The organism is Leptospiraceae bacterium, from assembly GCA_016708435.1.
Lineage (GTDB): Bacteria > Spirochaetota > Leptospiria > Leptospirales > Leptospiraceae > UBA2033.
The window spans coordinates 74,547-89,801 of the sequence record JADJFV010000033.1 but is presented as its reverse complement, the minus strand read 5'-3'; the positions used below and the strand labels follow the sequence as shown (position 1 = coordinate 89,801).

At 36.5% G+C, this 15,255-nt stretch carries 12 protein-coding genes and 1 pseudogene; 6 read left to right on the top strand and 7 right to left on the bottom strand.

Translation table 11 applies throughout. The annotated features are described in order from the left end of the window. From IPH52_21195 to IPH52_21180, 4 genes and pseudogenes are all read left to right on the top strand, one after another. Positions 1-1,578, top strand: coding sequence for an NAD(P)/FAD-dependent oxidoreductase (locus tag IPH52_21195; protein MBK7057515.1), 1,578 nt, complete (start codon positions 1-3; stop codon positions 1,576-1,578). A 1-nt stretch (position 1,579) separates the two neighbouring features. Next, a complete protein-coding gene (locus IPH52_21190) occupies positions 1,580-2,020 on the top strand; it encodes a DUF1499 domain-containing protein (protein MBK7057514.1) in 441 nt (146 codons plus the stop codon). 98 nt (positions 2,021-2,118) lie between these two features. Further along, positions 2,119-2,876, top strand: a pseudogene (gene dapF / locus IPH52_21185) (diaminopimelate epimerase). A gap of 186 nt (positions 2,877-3,062) precedes the next feature. Continuing rightward, positions 3,063-3,338: a hypothetical protein gene (locus IPH52_21180; GenBank protein ID MBK7057513.1), complete on the top strand. Its 276-nt coding sequence runs from the start codon at positions 3,063-3,065 to the stop codon at positions 3,336-3,338. 34 nt (positions 3,339-3,372) lie between these two features. Here IPH52_21180 and IPH52_21175 read toward each other — a convergent pair whose 3' ends face one another. The 6 genes from IPH52_21175 to fliF form a co-directional block, all read right to left on the bottom strand. Continuing rightward, on the bottom strand, positions 3,373-4,011 hold the full coding sequence (locus IPH52_21175) for a flagellar protein FlbB (protein MBK7057512.1): 639 nt from the start codon (positions 4,009-4,011) through the stop codon (positions 3,373-3,375). 166 nt (positions 4,012-4,177) lie between these two features. Continuing rightward, positions 4,178-4,744: a hypothetical protein gene (locus tag IPH52_21170; protein ID MBK7057511.1), complete on the bottom strand. Its 567-nt coding sequence runs from the start codon at positions 4,742-4,744 to the stop codon at positions 4,178-4,180. Positions 4,745-4,754: 10 nt separating this feature from the next. Beyond that, positions 4,755-6,116, bottom strand: a complete 1,362-nt coding sequence (locus tag IPH52_21165) for a FliI/YscN family ATPase (protein MBK7057510.1) — start codon at positions 6,114-6,116, stop codon at positions 4,755-4,757. Between the two features lie 23 nt (positions 6,117-6,139). After that, a complete protein-coding gene (gene fliH / locus IPH52_21160) occupies positions 6,140-7,075 on the bottom strand; it encodes a flagellar assembly protein FliH (protein ID MBK7057509.1) in 936 nt (311 codons plus the stop codon). Between the two features lie 3 nt (positions 7,076-7,078). Then, positions 7,079-8,044 carry an endoflagellar motor switch protein gene (locus IPH52_21155; protein MBK7057508.1) on the bottom strand — a complete coding sequence of 322 codons (966 nt, stop codon included), beginning with the start codon at positions 8,042-8,044 and terminating at the stop codon, positions 7,079-7,081. Then, the gene (gene fliF, locus IPH52_21150; GenBank protein ID MBK7057507.1) at positions 8,041-9,747 is read right to left on the bottom strand and encodes a flagellar M-ring protein FliF; all 1,707 of its coding nucleotides are present in this window, start codon (positions 9,745-9,747) and stop codon (positions 8,041-8,043) included. The genes IPH52_21155 and fliF overlap by 4 nt, the downstream gene beginning before the upstream one ends. Before the next feature lie 110 nt (positions 9,748-9,857). On the opposite strand from fliF, the gene IPH52_21145 reads away from it, so the two are divergent. Both IPH52_21145 and IPH52_21140 read left to right on the top strand, forming a co-directional pair. Continuing rightward, positions 9,858-11,213 (top strand): PrsW family intramembrane metalloprotease, encoded by a 1,356-nt coding sequence (locus tag IPH52_21145; protein ID MBK7057506.1) that lies wholly within the window; start codon positions 9,858-9,860, stop codon positions 11,211-11,213. Next, on the top strand, positions 11,174-11,851 hold the full coding sequence (locus IPH52_21140) for an RluA family pseudouridine synthase (protein MBK7057505.1): 678 nt from the start codon (positions 11,174-11,176) through the stop codon (positions 11,849-11,851). The genes IPH52_21145 and IPH52_21140 overlap by 40 nt, the downstream gene beginning before the upstream one ends. Here the strand turns inward: IPH52_21140 and IPH52_21135 are convergent. Beyond that, entirely contained in the window at positions 11,839-15,252 is a 3,414-nt protein-coding gene (locus tag IPH52_21135; protein MBK7057504.1) for a tetratricopeptide repeat protein, read from the bottom strand. The two genes, IPH52_21140 and IPH52_21135, sit on opposite strands and share 13 nt — an antisense overlap. Positions 15,253-15,255: the final 3 nt, after the last annotated feature.

The following is a 15,255-nucleotide window of genomic DNA, read 5'->3' as shown; positions in this document are numbered from 1 at the left end:
ATGAATAGTAAATACGATGCAATTGTGATTGGCTCGGGCATAGGCGGATTAGCCACTGCTACAATTCTTACGAAAGTTGGAAAGAAAAAAGTTTTAGTCATCGAACAACACTGGGAGCTCGGGGGCTTAACGCATGAATTTAAACGAAAAGTAAAATTCAGTTGGGATGTCGGAGTGCATTATATTGGTAAGATGAAAGAAGGAGAAATGGGGGGAAACATCTTTAATTTTATTACAAATAAAAAATTGAAATGGAATGCATTACCCTATGAATTTGAAAAATTCATTTATCCTGACTTCACCTTTACCGTTCCTTCTAATGAAAAAGAATATACGGAGAAATTATGCAAACAATTCCCGGAAGAAAAAGTAGCAATCAAAACGTATTTTAAAGATATGAAAAAAGCCGGTAGATGGGCACAATTAAAAATGATGGCAGAATTAGTTCCGAGTTTTATTGGCTTTTTTATTCGCCTCTGGAACCAACGGAGTGAAAAACTTGCATTGTCCACAACGCAAGAATACCTCGATGCTCATTTTAAAAATCCAAAGCTAAAGGCTCTTCTTGTGAGTCAATGGGGTGATTATGGTTTGCCTCCAGCCAAGAGTGCATTTTTAATTCATTCCATTATAGCAACTCATTATCTGGAAGGAGCCGTTTATCCAGAAGGGGGTGCTAGCACAATTGCAGAAGCCGCGAAAACTATCATTGAATCAAACGGCGGTAAATGCTTATTAAGCACGGAAGTGACTCGATTAATAGTGGAAGACAATACAGTGATAGGAGTAGAAGTCCAACACAAACGCGGAGAAAAGCAAGTTGAAATCTTCGAAGCTCCCATTGTCGTATCCTCTACAGGCGCACTCCATTCTTACTCGAAACTACTAAAAGGTTTTGTTCCTGAATCCTATTACGCAGACCTTAAGGCTATCCCAAAGGGGAAAAGTGCTGTTACACTCTACCTGGGATTAAAAAAAGATCCTTCTGAGCTTGGATTCAAAGGCGAGAACAATTGGATTTATGAATCCTACAATCATGACGAAGAAGCAGCTAATTCAGATAATACGCTACTCAAAGGAAATCCAAAAGCCTGCTATTTATCTTTTCCTTCTCTAAAAAATAAGAGTGCTAAAGGACATACAGCAGAGATTATTTCATTTGCAAACTTTGATTCTTTTGTAAAATGGGAAAATACAAAATGGAGAAAGCGCGGCGAAGACTATGAAGCTCTGAAGAAAATAATTTCAGAAGGTCTACTAAACCTTGTAGAAAAGCATTATTCTGGCTTCAAAGACCTTGTCGAATACATGGAATTATCCACACCACTTACGTATGTAGAGTTATCGGGCAGACCAAACGGAGAATTCTATGGATTATCCGCAACTCCAGAGAGATACAAACTCAAATGTCTAGGTGCCAAAACTCCACTAAAAAACTTTTATCTTTCTGGCTCTGACGTAATGTCTCTCGGAATCATGGGAGCTTTAATGGGTGGGGTTGCTACCGCGGCAAGTATTCTCGAACCAGCAGGATTTCCAAAAATCATGAAAGCAGTCAACGCCGAAAGCAAACATTAATATGGCGCCAGAACCAATTTTAACATTTCTGCTAATTTGTTGTTCCAGTTTTATTGGTCCTAGAATGGGTGTTTACGATGGTGAACTAAACTACTGTCCGCCAACGCCTAACTGCGTTTCGTCGCAAAGCTGGAAATGGAATCCTCTTCATAGTATCAAACCTTATACCTATGAAAATATTTCTAGAGAAGACGCATTCAATAAACTAAAAACTCTTTTGGATGGAAAAGAAAATGTAAGCGTAACTGCTGACCCAAATAACTTTTACATTAAAACTTTTTATTTTACAAAGGTATTTAGATTTCCGGATAAAGTTGAATTTTTATTTGATGAAAAGACTCCAACCGTTCAGATTCGATCAGCCTCCGTCTTCGGGATATTCGATATTTTCCACAACAGAGTGAGGTTAGAATATATAAGAAGAGAGTTAGATTGGAAGTAAGGAGTTAAAATAAAAAAATACTTGGCATAGTTTGCCCTCATTTTAAGTTTCCATTAGAATTCTTGTTTGGCAAAAATAAAAGCCTAAGAGGGAAAGCTTTGCAAAAAATTAAATTTACAAAAATGGAAGGCATCGGTAACGATTATGTTTACATTGATGCAACTTCGAATAATATTCGTTTAACTCCTGAGCAGATTCAAAAAATTTCGAATCGTAATTTTGGAATTGGAAGTGACGGTGTTATCTTCATTCGCAAGTCAGATAAAGCTGATTTTACGATGGATATGTATAACTCGGATGGTTCCTCGTCTGAAATGTGTGGAAATGGAATCCGCTGCGTAGGCAAATACGTGTTTGACTACGGTCTATCACCGTTGATATGGGCGAACCAATATTGATTCCTGAAAAAGTTCCGGTTTTACTTCCAGGTGTACATCCAATCATCGAGCACGAAATCGAAATCAAAGGTCATAAGCTTAAATTTACAACGGTTAGCATGGGTAATCCGCATGCTGTTATTTTCGTAGAAGATTCTGATCAATTTCCTGTTACTGAAGTTGGACCGATATTAGAAACGCATTCTCTTTTTCCAAGACGAACCAACGTAGAATTTGTTTCCGTTCGAGGTAAAGATCATTTTTACCAGCGCACCTGGGAGCGTGGTGCAGGCGAGACTCTTGCCTGTGGAACGGGAGCCTGTGCAGTGCATGTAGCGGCTAATCTAACAAACCGTGGAGGACGCAAATCGCGCATTGACCTGAGAGGCGGGACTCTATTCATTGACTGGACTGAAAAAGGAAACGTGATTATGAAAGGTCCTGCAACCACTGTCTTTGAAGGAGAATTCGAAATTTAAAACTCCGAGAATCATCTCCGAGCTTTTTATCGGGGATGATTTTTTAAGCAATTCTCTAATTGCGTCTAATTTTTATTATCCCCTAACTTGAATTCTGCAATATTTTTATTTGATTTTAAAATCTTTTTTAATTGATTCATTCAAAATACTTCAAAAGCATGTGAGGGTATTCAGGAGTGTTTGGCTATGAAAACTTTTTTACTAATCCCCTTTCTCGCTTTCTTCTTTTCAAATTCATTGTTAATTGCAAAATGCTATTCATTTAGAAAAGTAGACAGCGTAAAAATCTGTATAGATGGTGATTCAAACGCTGATAGAAGAAAAGCACAAGAACTTTGTAAAAGGATTAGCGGTTCCGAATGTGGTGGCGTTGGCGGTTACACAGGTTCTTGCACTAAGAATGAAAATCTGAGATGCTACAATTCAGAAGGTAAAGAACAAAAACATATCATGGTAGATTGATTTTTGTCCTTTTTCAAATAGCGGATAATAAGGATTACTCAGAAATTACACTTGCGTTCTCATCAGGAATTCGATCCGCTTCATGATCTAACCATTTATTCGTAATGACTGCTCGTCTTTTCTCATCGAAAAGTGTGAGCAAATAAGTAGTAATTGTATTCGTTCCTTCTTCTTCCGCATCCTTATCCATTTGCTTTAAAACATCAATGATATCTTGGTCAGGCCAGTTTTCTAAAAGCTCTTTCGCTTTTGGTGGGGGCATATTCGCAATTTTATTGGCTAGAACTTTAATCTTTGCTAGTCTGCTTTCTTTGTCTTTTTTACTAAGAGCCATTTGCTTTTCTTTTTCTTGAATGCTCTTTTTCATCTCACTTAGTTTTTCATTTTCGCTTTGAATTTTTTCTCTATCTTCTTCCAAAGACTGGCGGATTTTTTCTATCTCAATTAATTCTTCATCTAGACGTTCACGAGCTTTTTTGTATTCTAACTTTTCTACTTCTGTAGGAGATTCCTTATCCCAATTGACTAGACTTGGTTTTTTTGCAAGAGCTGGAAATATTTCATCCGCATCGATTAATCCGTAATAGTCGAAAATAAAAAATCCAACCGTCAATAAAAAAAATATCAGTAATAATAAATATAAAACTCTTGCTTTATCGGCTAACGTTCCCATATAAACTCCTTAATTATAATCGTGTATCGCTTTATTCAGCTTAAACACAATGCTTTCTAGCTCAGTCACTTTATTTGAAAGTCTCACAAGAGAAGTTTGGATTTTTATATCCTTGGGATTTTTCTCTGAATTCAAATTGTAAATGAGGCTAACAAGCCTTTTGTCCTCACTTTTTTGGTTTAAGGGATTCTGCATACTCCATGAGCTTTTCATACTCTGTTTTAGCTTTACCCGAAGTGGATTTAACTTTCTTAACCCTCTTTTTGATTTTAATAGTAGCTGTGCCAGCATTCTCTTCATTTTCCCTTCTCCTTCGGTCGAATTCAGAATTAGTAACTTCCTCTTCCTCATTGCGCTCTTGTTTAAGCATTTTCTCGTGATATTCTTCCAATGCATTTCTTTTTAGAATTTCTAAAACTTCTGCGTCTTTCTTCACAGCAATGACTCTTTGCCTTGCTTCATTCAAAATAGTTTGTTGCTCTGCCATTGATTTATTTAGATTTTCATTTTGAATATAAAGACTTTTAATATAACCTTCAAATAATTTCAATGTCTTGATATCAGACCCAGAATATCTTATTGTAGAAGTTTGGATTATGCGATTATTTTCATTAATCTCATTTTGCAGCTTATTCAAATTACCCACAATGATAGATAGCTTTTTTAATTCTTCATCGACTTTAATTTGACGAATTCTTAAGACTGTTTCAAGATTGAATTGGAACTTTTTCATAGTCTCTCAATTATAATTCATCTTCTGGCGGCATGAGGAAAATATCTCTTAGCTGATAGAGCATATCTTGAAAATTTACCTTCTGCTCAATTTTCTGAGTAAGAAAATCATCTATGATCTGCTTTTTACTGATTGCCAAATCTGTCTTTGGATCTGAGCCTTTCACATACGCATTGAGCATGATTAAATCTTCCGATTTTCTATAAGTAGAAATTAATTCTCTTACAAAATCAGAATACATCTTATGATCTTCTCCAACGACTGCAGGCATAATTCTGGAAAGTGAAGATGGAATATCTATTGCCGGATAATGGTTATGTTCCGCAAGGTCTCTAGATAGAACTATGTGACCATCCATATATCCTCTCACAGCATCAGCAACCGGTTCATTCATTTCATCCGGTTCGGTTAACACTGTGTATATCCCTGTAATACTTCCGCCTGTTTTAGAAGTTCCTGATCTCTCAATTAATTTTGATAGTTTCGAAAATACGGAAGCGGAGAAACCGCGGGTAATAGAAGGTTCTCCATAAGAAATTGCAATCTCACGATTAGCCTGTGCAAAACGAGTTAAGGAATCCATCATTAAATTCACATGCATTCCTTGATCGCGAAAGTATTCTGCAACCGATGTAGCGAGTAACGCACAATTCACTTGTTGCATCTTAGGAGAATCCGAAGTTGCAATAAATACAACCGTCTTTGTCATTGCTTCCGGTCCAATTTCATTTTCTAGAAATTCATTTACTTCACGACCACGCTCTCCCACTAGAGATATAACGTTTACATCTGCATTCGTATAACGAGCGATCATACCGAGTAATGTCGATTTACCAACGCCGGATCCTGAAAAAATGCCAATTCTCTGACCGCGACCAATCGTGAGTAACCCGTCAATGGCACGAACTCCAGTAACTACAGGCTCTCTAATGAGAGGTCTATCTAAAGGGTTTGGAGTATCATTGTCGGGAGAACGCTCTTCTCCTGTAACGATAATACCTTTACCGTCTATCGGTCTACCGGCTCCATTCATTACTCTGCCTAATAGCTCTTTGCCAACGTGAATAGTAAGTTTCTTCCCAGAAGAAAACACAAACGCTTTAGGGAAAATACCGCTTACCTCACCGAGAGGCATTAGAGTATACTTATGCCCATCGAAGCCAATGATTTCACACTGCAAATAACCTTTCTGGTCTTGACGCTCTATCTCCATGATCTCACCAATTTTAGAATCAGGTGGACCTTGGGAAAAAATAACGTTCCCAAGTACTTTAAGAACCTTTCCGCTTTTACGAATAGGCTCTGTCCGAGTAACAATTAATTTATACTTGGAGAGTACGTCTATTTTCTCTGTAAACTTTTTTTCTATCAATGATTTTACCTGAGCGGCTAATCCTAAATTGGCTCTGCGTTTCGAATTGCTTCTTCAATTTCTTTGAGTTGTGTAGAGATACGAGCGTCAATAGCGCCAACATCTGTTTCAATAATAACACCACCGCGATCGATACGAGAATCTTCAAATATATTAACTTTACGAAGAGACTCCATGAGTTTAATGAGTTCGTCTTTATGTGCAGTCGTGATTTCCAAGTCAGAGAAATTTACACGAATATCCACACGATCTCTATCTTTAATTCTTTTGAGAGCTTCTCGAATATTATTGAGCACAATTTCTTTACGCTCAATGATTTCATCTTTAATAACTTTACGAGCAATGATAAGAATCATTTCTACCATTTGTTTTTCAGAAGCCTGGATAATATCTTCTCGAATATCAATAGCTTTACCAACTATCGTTCCTAAACGGTCAATGAGTCGCCTTACTTCGCCTTGCCCCTTCTTGAATCCTACTTCTCGTCCAGCATCGTAACCACGTTGATATGCTTCGTGCTCGATTTCAGCAACCTTCATCTCAGCTTCTTTGATCATACGCTCGACTTCTAGCTTTGCGCGATCTAAAATTTGCTCTGCTTTTGCACGACCCGAATCTTCTTCTGTTTTAACTTTCTCTTTAGAATCTTGAATTAATTGAAAGGCACGAGTCTTTCCATCTTCGACAATTTTTTCTGCTTTTGCTTCTGCATCGGCAAGCATTTGTCTGACTTGATCTTCTGTCTCTTGACGATAGCGATCTAGCTCTGCTTCGATCTCGTCAATGGAAGATCCTTGGTACTGCTCAATGATATTTCCTTCTTGGTCTACTTCAAACTCTTCTTCCTCTTCTGCAGTATGAAATTTCTTATACTTCTCAGGAATTGCAAGCTCGACTGCGTCACCCGCACTAACTTGAGTTTCCGCAATTTGCATTGGTTTGAATACTAATTTAGCCATTGATTATACCTTCCATAATTTAATAGTGCCTTTGTCGATACATTCGTTTAAGAGCGTTATAATAGCAGTTTGCGCTTCTTCTATTTCCGCGAGTGAAATTGGTCCCATCGAATCCATTTCCAGACTAACTTGCTTTGAAAGCCAAGGCTCACATCTTTCTAAGAGTTTGTCTTTAACCGCTGTTTCAACACCTTTAAAAGAAGAAGCGATTACAATAGGATGAACCTTTGCTAAAAATTCTGTCAGGGAAGATCTACTCGCAAATTGTAAATCTTCAATTGTATAATAGTGCTCATTTATATTTTCAGCGAATAGTGGATTCTTCTTTTTGATTTTAGAAAAAAGTCTAAAAGAAACATGGGGGCTAATACGGCTTAGTATCTCAGCAGTAATTTTACTTCCCCGATTTTTTACTTTAGAAACAGTTTGATTATTCTTAATTAATTCGAATTTGAAATTTAAAAATCGTTCCAATTCATTTCGAACAGATTCTGAGTGAAAATCAATTTTATGAATTTCATAAATAATTTCCTCTCTTTTCTTTTCAGGAAAATCTTCTATAAGAGAAGATGCTTCATCTGGATTTGCAAAGCTCATTACAAGTGCGACTATTCTTGTTTCTTCTTCATTAACAATCAAAGCAAGCTCAGCACGTTTTTTCTCTTTCAATTCAACGAGCGGAGAAACCTTGTTATTCGCTGTCTCTTGAATTAACTTCTCTATCTCTTTTGTAATCTTTGCATGTAGAGCCGTATTAGAGCTACCACTAAGCTTAGTAAATGTTTCGGCAAACTTAGATAAGACGTTTTTCTCTTCAATCGTTGTAGGCTTTTTCATTGCAGATACTTTTTTGAGGAGCTTCTCCAATTCTTCCTGGCTCAACTCTGCCAAAACTTCCTTGGGAAGATGCTCTCCAATGAGGCTATAGAGAATAGCCGCTCTGCTAGCTTTTTTCTTGGTATGGATCAACCTGCCTCCTCTTCAGAAAGCCAGGTTCTTAGTAATTGAGCTACATCTTCTGGTTTTTCTTTTGCAAGGTTGATTGCATTTTCTAGTAATTCTTTTCTGAGTTTTTCGTCGAGAGAGAGCTCTACGTCTGCTCCCCCTTCTTCCATTACTCTGAGTGCTGCTTCTCTCATCATTTGTTGTTGAGCAGCTAATTCTTCTTCTCTTAATCTTCTTCTTCTTGCGATCTCTTTCTTGATTGCTCTGTAGATTAAGATTACGAGTATTAAGAATGTAAGGATTGCAAGGGAAATCACAATTGCATTTCGAATTGCTTTTTGTCTAGCAAGCTCCGCATCTTCTGCTGCGAATTGTGCGCTTCGATCACGAGGGATAGACATTACGTTTACCGCATCACCGCGAGTCTTGTCTGCACCGATGGCTGTCTCTAAATGCTTTTTGATTTTACGCAAGTCATCATCCGAAACAGGAATATAAGTTCTATCAAATTTGTATCCATCATCTGATTCTTTCTTTGTCCAGACTCCATCAATGGCAACGGCTAATGTGATTTTGTCGATCTTCCATTTTTGTTTTTTGACTTCACGCACTTTACGATTGAATTCAAAGTTATTAATGTTTTCATTCTTCTCATAATTAGCTTTTTGGTAATCTACGTCTTTGTATCCGGGTGGAAGATTTGGCTCTGTTCCAGCAGGTCCTTCAGGAGTAAATCCACGACCGTTGAATTTCTCCGATGTTTCTTTGCTTGATACTTTTAGAGCGTGACCGGGAAGTAATTCTGTTTCATCATAGGGAGTATTAGGATTATCCGCTTTCGCAATTACAGGAGTTACAAGGTTTTCTTTGAAAGACTCTTCATCCCAGTTTAAATCATACTCAAAGCGGGTAATATCAACTCTTTCCTCTCCGGCTAATTGCCATCTTAGAGTGTTACGAATATCGATTAATTTCTTTACTCTTTCCGCGTCTGCAATTCTCATTTTTTCTTGCACAAGTCTGAGATCAATTTTTTCTTTTTCTAAATCTTCTTCAAAGTCACTGATAATTTTTCCACTGGAGTCAGCAACACTTACATCTTCTGGTTTTAATTTTGGAACTCCACGAGAAACTAAGTTTACAATACCTTTGATTTCTTTTCGAGAGAGTCCTTCTACGCCTGGCACCAAATGAAGAATAACCGCTGCTTTAACAGGATTCGCTGAAGAATCTAGTTCAAAGTATTGGGTATCAGGGAAAGCAATGTTTACGTCTGCTTTTTCGATATTGTGTAGAGTCATCAGAGATTTTTCAATCGCACCCTTTAAGGCACGGTATTTTTTAACGTCTTTATCGAATTGAGTTTCCGTAAACTTTTCGATGTCAAAAAGTTCCCAGCCTTGTACTCCTACAGGAATTAAATTTTCCTGAGCAAGCTTTGTAATTATTTCCTGTCTTTTTTCTGGATCGACCGAAATTATAGAATCACCACTGCCAGAATATTTATAGCCGAGAGCATCGAGTTTTTTCGTAATTTCACCGTAGTCTTTTTGCTGGAGGTCTTTGAACAGTATGACAGCATTTTTATCTAAAGAAAAAGTGGAGAGAATAATGATCGCGATCACTACAATCGCAAAAACAGACCCCAAAATAATCTTTTTGGTGCTATCTAATTTTGCGAATAGCTCTTTGATTTGGTTAATAACTTTTTGTAAAGACTCTGGCATAAGTATCCTCGGAAATTATTGCTTCTGACATGATAAGAAATCGACATAAATGTACAATTTTTTTTTAAAAAATCTACTCTTTTTTTCGATTTTTATGAAAGTATTAAAAAATGCTACTCTTTGACTCCAATCTTTACTTAATTTTAGGTTTTAGTGGCATAATTCTTTACGCCTACCAGGAACATTACAAGAATTCGCTTCTCTATTCGACTGGAGAGATAAATTATTTAGCTGGTGCTTCTTTCGGCATTGCGGCTGTCGGATTTTCACTGGGGCTTCAACTGAGCCTCCAAAAGACCGGCTTCCCTGAAAACATCTTCAATAAGGCTTTTTTTTACTCGGCTCTCTTGGAGGAGTTGGTCAAATACGCTTTCATTCTTCTCTTTCTTTGGTATTTTCGGATCCGGGATGTATTGTATGATGGAATCTACTATGGAGTGGTCATTGGTGGAGTTTTTGGATTTGTCGAAAATACGATTTACTCCTCTGTTCTATCTTTTTGGCCTATGATGCTGCGAACAATTACTTCTTCTTCGTTGCATATGCTAAACGGAGGAATCGCCGGATATTTTTTAATGAAGTTTCTTTTTACAAAGGAAAATTATAAACACAAATATCTACTAGAAGGATTTACAATTCCATACATTTCTCACGCCATCTATAATTATGCAGGCTTTATCGGGGGCAAGTATCTTATGCTTCTCCCGCTTCTATTGGTTTCCAACTTTATTTTCGTTGAGTTCATCAGTGCCTTTGCAAAAAGCTCTTTACCGAAATTTGCATTAGACTTAATCCAACTTTCCATTCAGGACTACGAATTAATTAGACGTTATACGAAATATGAACTCTGGCTTTATAATGCGCAGAAAGTTTATAAGAAGAGAATTAAACTTTTTCAAAGAGTCGAAGGGAAGCGAATTCTTTCTATTTTATTTTTCCTTTTCATTGGATTCTTATTCATTGCTCTCCATTCTTTCTTTCCAGAAATAAGAAAAACTATTTTTAAGGAAATTTTGATTCATGAGTATATTAGCATATTCATTATTTACCCCTTCATGATTGCCATCAGTGTATTCTTTGGAGGACTCGTTAATCCAGAATTTTTTCAAAGACAAATTCTTAGAGTTCCACTCATTTGTGTTTTAAATCTAAAGACTGCAAATTACCAGGAAACAACAATGGTTTTTTATTTAACGGCTTACGGGTTTTATGCTCCATTCATTCATCCAGAAAAGATTCAAGGGGAATTGGATTTGAATTTTACAATTGGAAATAAAGAGTTCAAAGGGATAAAAGGACTTGCTATCTGGCTCAACGAAAATACAGATGAATCACCAAGCGCCAAATCACGATTCTCCGTTTCAGGTGCCCTCATTCGTTTTAACAAATATCCTTTATCCCTCATTCTTTATTGGAACTGGGAAAGATGGAGCCTACGCTTGCGAAATTTTTTAAACTTGATGTGACCATGACCCAAATCCTATACAGAGACGAAACGATATTAATCGCAAATAAGCCAGCGGGAATTCCTGTGCATGAAACAAAAGATCCGAAGAGAGAGAATTTCACAGGAAACTTGCAAAAAGAATTAGGACTTTCGTATTTAAGAACTGCGAATCGTCTTGACTTAGAGACAAGTGGAATTGTAGTATTTGGTTTAAAGGAAGAGACAAACAAAGAAGTAGACGAGCTTTTAAAAGAAGCGGATAAATACTATTTGGCGGTAGTGGAAGGGAATTCACCGGATGAATTTAAAATCGAATCTTTTCTAAAAGATGGAAACAAACGAGTGACAACTGTAAGAAGCGGAGGAAAAAAAGCGATTACTGAATGTAAAACAATCTATCGGGATGCAAAGAAAGGCTATTCAGTAGTATATGCTCGACTCGTAACAGGACGGCGTCATCAAATACGAATTCATTTATTCGAAAAAGGCTTTCCGATTCTGGGTGATAAAGTCTATACAAATCGTAAATCGCCACTTGCTTCGCGCTCTCTACTTCATGCCTATGAATTGCATTTTACAAATACGAAAGGTGAATCGTTAGTCGTAAAAGCAAGTATCCCGAAAGAGTTTAATACCTATTTGCCCTACTTCCCATAGATAACAAAGGGAGACCAATAGAATGGATCAGAATATTTTTGTTGTCCATTGGCTTTGCTGTTCTTAATAAATTCTCTTTGTGTCTCTTGCAATATCATCGGAAGTCGATCGTATTTTTTTGCAGAGAGAAGATTTTTGTATAACAAGTTCATAAATAGATTACTGCCTTTATCATCGATTGACCAAAGTGTGGCTATTACGTATTTGCTTCCTCCAATTAGAAATGCTTGCGGCAAACCAACAAAACCTTCCCCCGATAATTGAGTTCCAAGGGAAGTCTCGCAAGCACTCATGACTATTAGCTCCGCATTAATTCCCAAATCTAAAATCTCTCCATTCTTTAAAAAAGAATCTGATTTTATTGTTCCGAATTTACTTTCGTATTCTTTTAATTCCGCATTATAGTATTTAGCCGCTATAGCTCTACTGGTTAGAGCAAGAGAATTTAACTCAGGAGAATCCGAAAAGAAAAGCCCGTGAACAGAAAAATGAACAACCCTGTATAGGTTTAATTCTCCTGACTCTTTTAATTTAAATATGGAATCTTTGTTTGCATGAAGTCCGGTAAATAGATGTTTGTCGGAGCCTTTGCTTTTTTTATAAAAAAGTTCTTTTATTTCTTTAATCTCTTCTAGACTTCCGGGCAAATTACTTAAGCCAGTTTCGATTGTATCAAAAGATAATCCTCTTGTTAGCCCCGAGCGAAGTGCCTGCCTTTTGTCAGAGCCTTTCTTCTTCTTTTTATCGCTGGCTTTATTATAAACCGGATTTCCGATTCCGAGAACAGGGTATTTATAATTAGCCTCTCTCTTAAAATTAGACAAGAAATACCATACATTGGCAGATTGGATCAGAGAAAAAGTATAATTTTCTACTAGATAGTTTCGATTGTGGTCTAGGAGCGCAGGAAAAGGAATCGTATAGATAGAGCCATCGGGGACAATCACGATTTGACTCGAGTTGAGTATTTTCTTTTTAATGATAGGATTTAAAATTTGATTGTATATTTCTTGCGAAAACTTTTTAATCTTCTCATCAATAGCTTGTCGATTAATTCTGGATTTTACTTTTCCAATTACAATAGTCTTCACCTTTGGAGTAGGAGAATCAGCATTAAGCGCTAGGCTTTGGCTATTGATTGCAACTTCTTCTTTAATTACATCCCCTTCTACTAAATCAGGCGCCATCTCTCTTACACTGTAATAAGCAGAGCCAGATTCCGGTGTAGTGAGTTCATAAAATTCTCTAGCTTTATCTTTGGGATAAGTAGAAATCATCCTTCGTAAATTTTCAATTTTCAAAACTAAATCATTTTGTTCACCCAAGTAAAGATAATTAAAATTATCCCCTAAAACAAATACATGAATTTCTTTTGCTCCTTTTTCATTGGTTAAAATTAAATATTCAATGATATTCTTTTTAGAATTTTTTAATTTTTCAAGAAGTAAATTTAAATTAAGACTCGGTGGCTCTCTAAACTTTGCATATTCAGGATATTTTTGCTTTAGCCTTTTATCAAGCTGTTCAAACTCCTGCTCCTTATGCATTAGCTCTTGAAATATTTTACTACTTTCGGCTTCTCCTTGTTTGCCCCGACTAAGCTGGGAGGCTCTAGCAGAATAAAGAGATTCAATATCGGAAAGAAGATTGATTACTTTTTCGACTTCCTCTTTATTGATTTTACCATTCGTTAAAGCAGTTTTTAAATTAAAACTTTCTGTGATAGAAAGCGCACGCATTTTTTCGGAAGTATAAAATGCTTCTTTGTATAATTGCATGGATATAAATTTTAGAATCAACTTTTCGAATTCAGTTCTATATCTCTCTGTAAAATAATATTTATCCCGTCCCATCTCCTGACGAAATTTTACAATCGACTCTACTGCATTGTTCCAAACCTCAATTGCTTTTGCAGTCTCTCCTTGTTTCAAGTAAGTGTTCTTTATGAAAAGCATCGTGTCGATAGTCGCCATTCTATCTTTAAATGTTTTTAGAATTGCAAATGCCTTATTGTAATAGAGCAAAGCATTTTCAAAATCAAGCCTCTCTAAATAATAATGCCCTAAACTATTATAACCAAATGCAAGCCTGGGTTGATTTGGAATAGAAGCTTCTAGCATTTTGACAGTTTTTTCTAAATACTCTTTTCCTTTTTCCTTGTCCCCCATTTTCAAGGAAAGATTTCCTATACTTTCATAGGATGTCGCCAAATCTGGATTATCCCCTTTGTATTGTTTCAGGCGAATTTCTAATACTTTTTCTTGAATCCTTAGGGACTCTTTAAAATCCCCTGCGTGAAAATAGGATACAGCCAAATTGGCATTAACCGTTGCATAAAAAGGATGAGTAAATAAAGAAAGCTCTTCTGCAATTTTAATTGCTGCTTTATAATAATCAATGCTTAGATTCAAATCTGTTTTTTTAAAGTAGGCAATTCCTAAATTATTCAGACCAATCGCAAGCGAATACTTATTATTATCCTTTAACCTATACTGCTTAATCGCTTTTTCATAGTATTCGATTGACTTATCAAGTTCTCCTTGCCTTTCATACGTAGCTCCAATATTATTGTATAGCTTTGCCACAAAGTCTAGATCAACTGGTTTACCTTTTAAATATTCACTGAGAGAACGAAAGTATTCTTGTAGTGCTTTTTCATAGTCACCTTTGTGCATATACACAGCAGCGATATTATTCATTGAATTGGCAGTAGCACGGTGCGTGATTCCATAATGCGATTGATTGATTTCAAAATCTTTTTTGTAATAGGTTAAGGCTAAGTCGTATTTGCCCAAGTTTCGATAGGCAATTCCAATACTATTAAATATGATTCCAAGCTCTGGACTTGTCTTACCCAAAACAAACTCACTAATTTCCAAATCCTGCAGGTAATACTCTAACGCCTTCTGGAAATTTCCCTTGGCAAAATAACAATCACCAATGAGAGAGGAAATTAATCCAAGCTTTGCATCTTTAGCAGGAAGCGCTTTTTGGTAGATACTGCGGCTACTCTCATATGCCTCTAGTGCCGTATCCGTCTCCTCTATTTTAAAATAATAATTTCCTAGATTTTTATTTGCATCTCCACAATAAAGAGAGGCTTCTCCGCGAATCTTACACCCTAACTCTAAAGCCTCTTTCTGGTAACGAATTGCTTCTTTATAAATTTGTTTTCTAAAATTTAATGATCCCAGTTTTTCTAGAATGGAAAGCTTTGCATCAGTATTTTTTTCATCACATTTTTGCAAAGCTTTCTCATAAGAAGTAATTGCGCTGTCATAATTTCCCTGGCTCAGACTAGTCTCGCCTAACTTCATTAAATCCAGAAGAGTATCCTCAGAAAAAACTTCTAGCGGATAAAGGCAAATTAAAACTAAGAGGTAAATTATGTGTAGTCGCATTGT

Bases quoted from the DNA above. Each gene is read 5' to 3' on its own strand.
- IPH52_21195 (MBK7057515.1), top strand. From the start codon at position 1: ATGAATAGTAAATACGATGCAATTGTGATTGGCTCGGGCATAGGCGGA.
- IPH52_21190 (MBK7057514.1), top strand. From the start codon at position 1,580: ATGGCGCCAGAACCAATTTTAACATTTCTGCTAATTTGTTGTTCCAGT.
- IPH52_21180 (MBK7057513.1), top strand. From the start codon at position 3,063: ATGAAAACTTTTTTACTAATCCCCTTTCTCGCTTTCTTCTTTTCAAAT.
- IPH52_21175 (MBK7057512.1), bottom strand. From the start codon at position 4,011: ATGGGAACGTTAGCCGATAAAGCAAGAGTTTTATATTTATTATTACTG.
- IPH52_21170 (MBK7057511.1), bottom strand. From the start codon at position 4,744: ATGAAAAAGTTCCAATTCAATCTTGAAACAGTCTTAAGAATTCGTCAA.
- fliH (MBK7057509.1), bottom strand. From the start codon at position 7,075: ATGGCTAAATTAGTATTCAAACCAATGCAAATTGCGGAAACTCAAGTT.
- fliF (MBK7057507.1), bottom strand. From the start codon at position 9,747: ATGCCAGAGTCTTTACAAAAAGTTATTAACCAAATCAAAGAGCTATTC.
- IPH52_21145 (MBK7057506.1), top strand. From the start codon at position 9,858: ATGCTACTCTTTGACTCCAATCTTTACTTAATTTTAGGTTTTAGTGGC.
- IPH52_21140 (MBK7057505.1), top strand. From the start codon at position 11,174: ATGGAGCCTACGCTTGCGAAATTTTTTAAACTTGATGTGACCATGACC.
- IPH52_21135 (MBK7057504.1), bottom strand. From the start codon at position 15,252: ATGCGACTACACATAATTTACCTCTTAGTTTTAATTTGCCTTTATCCG.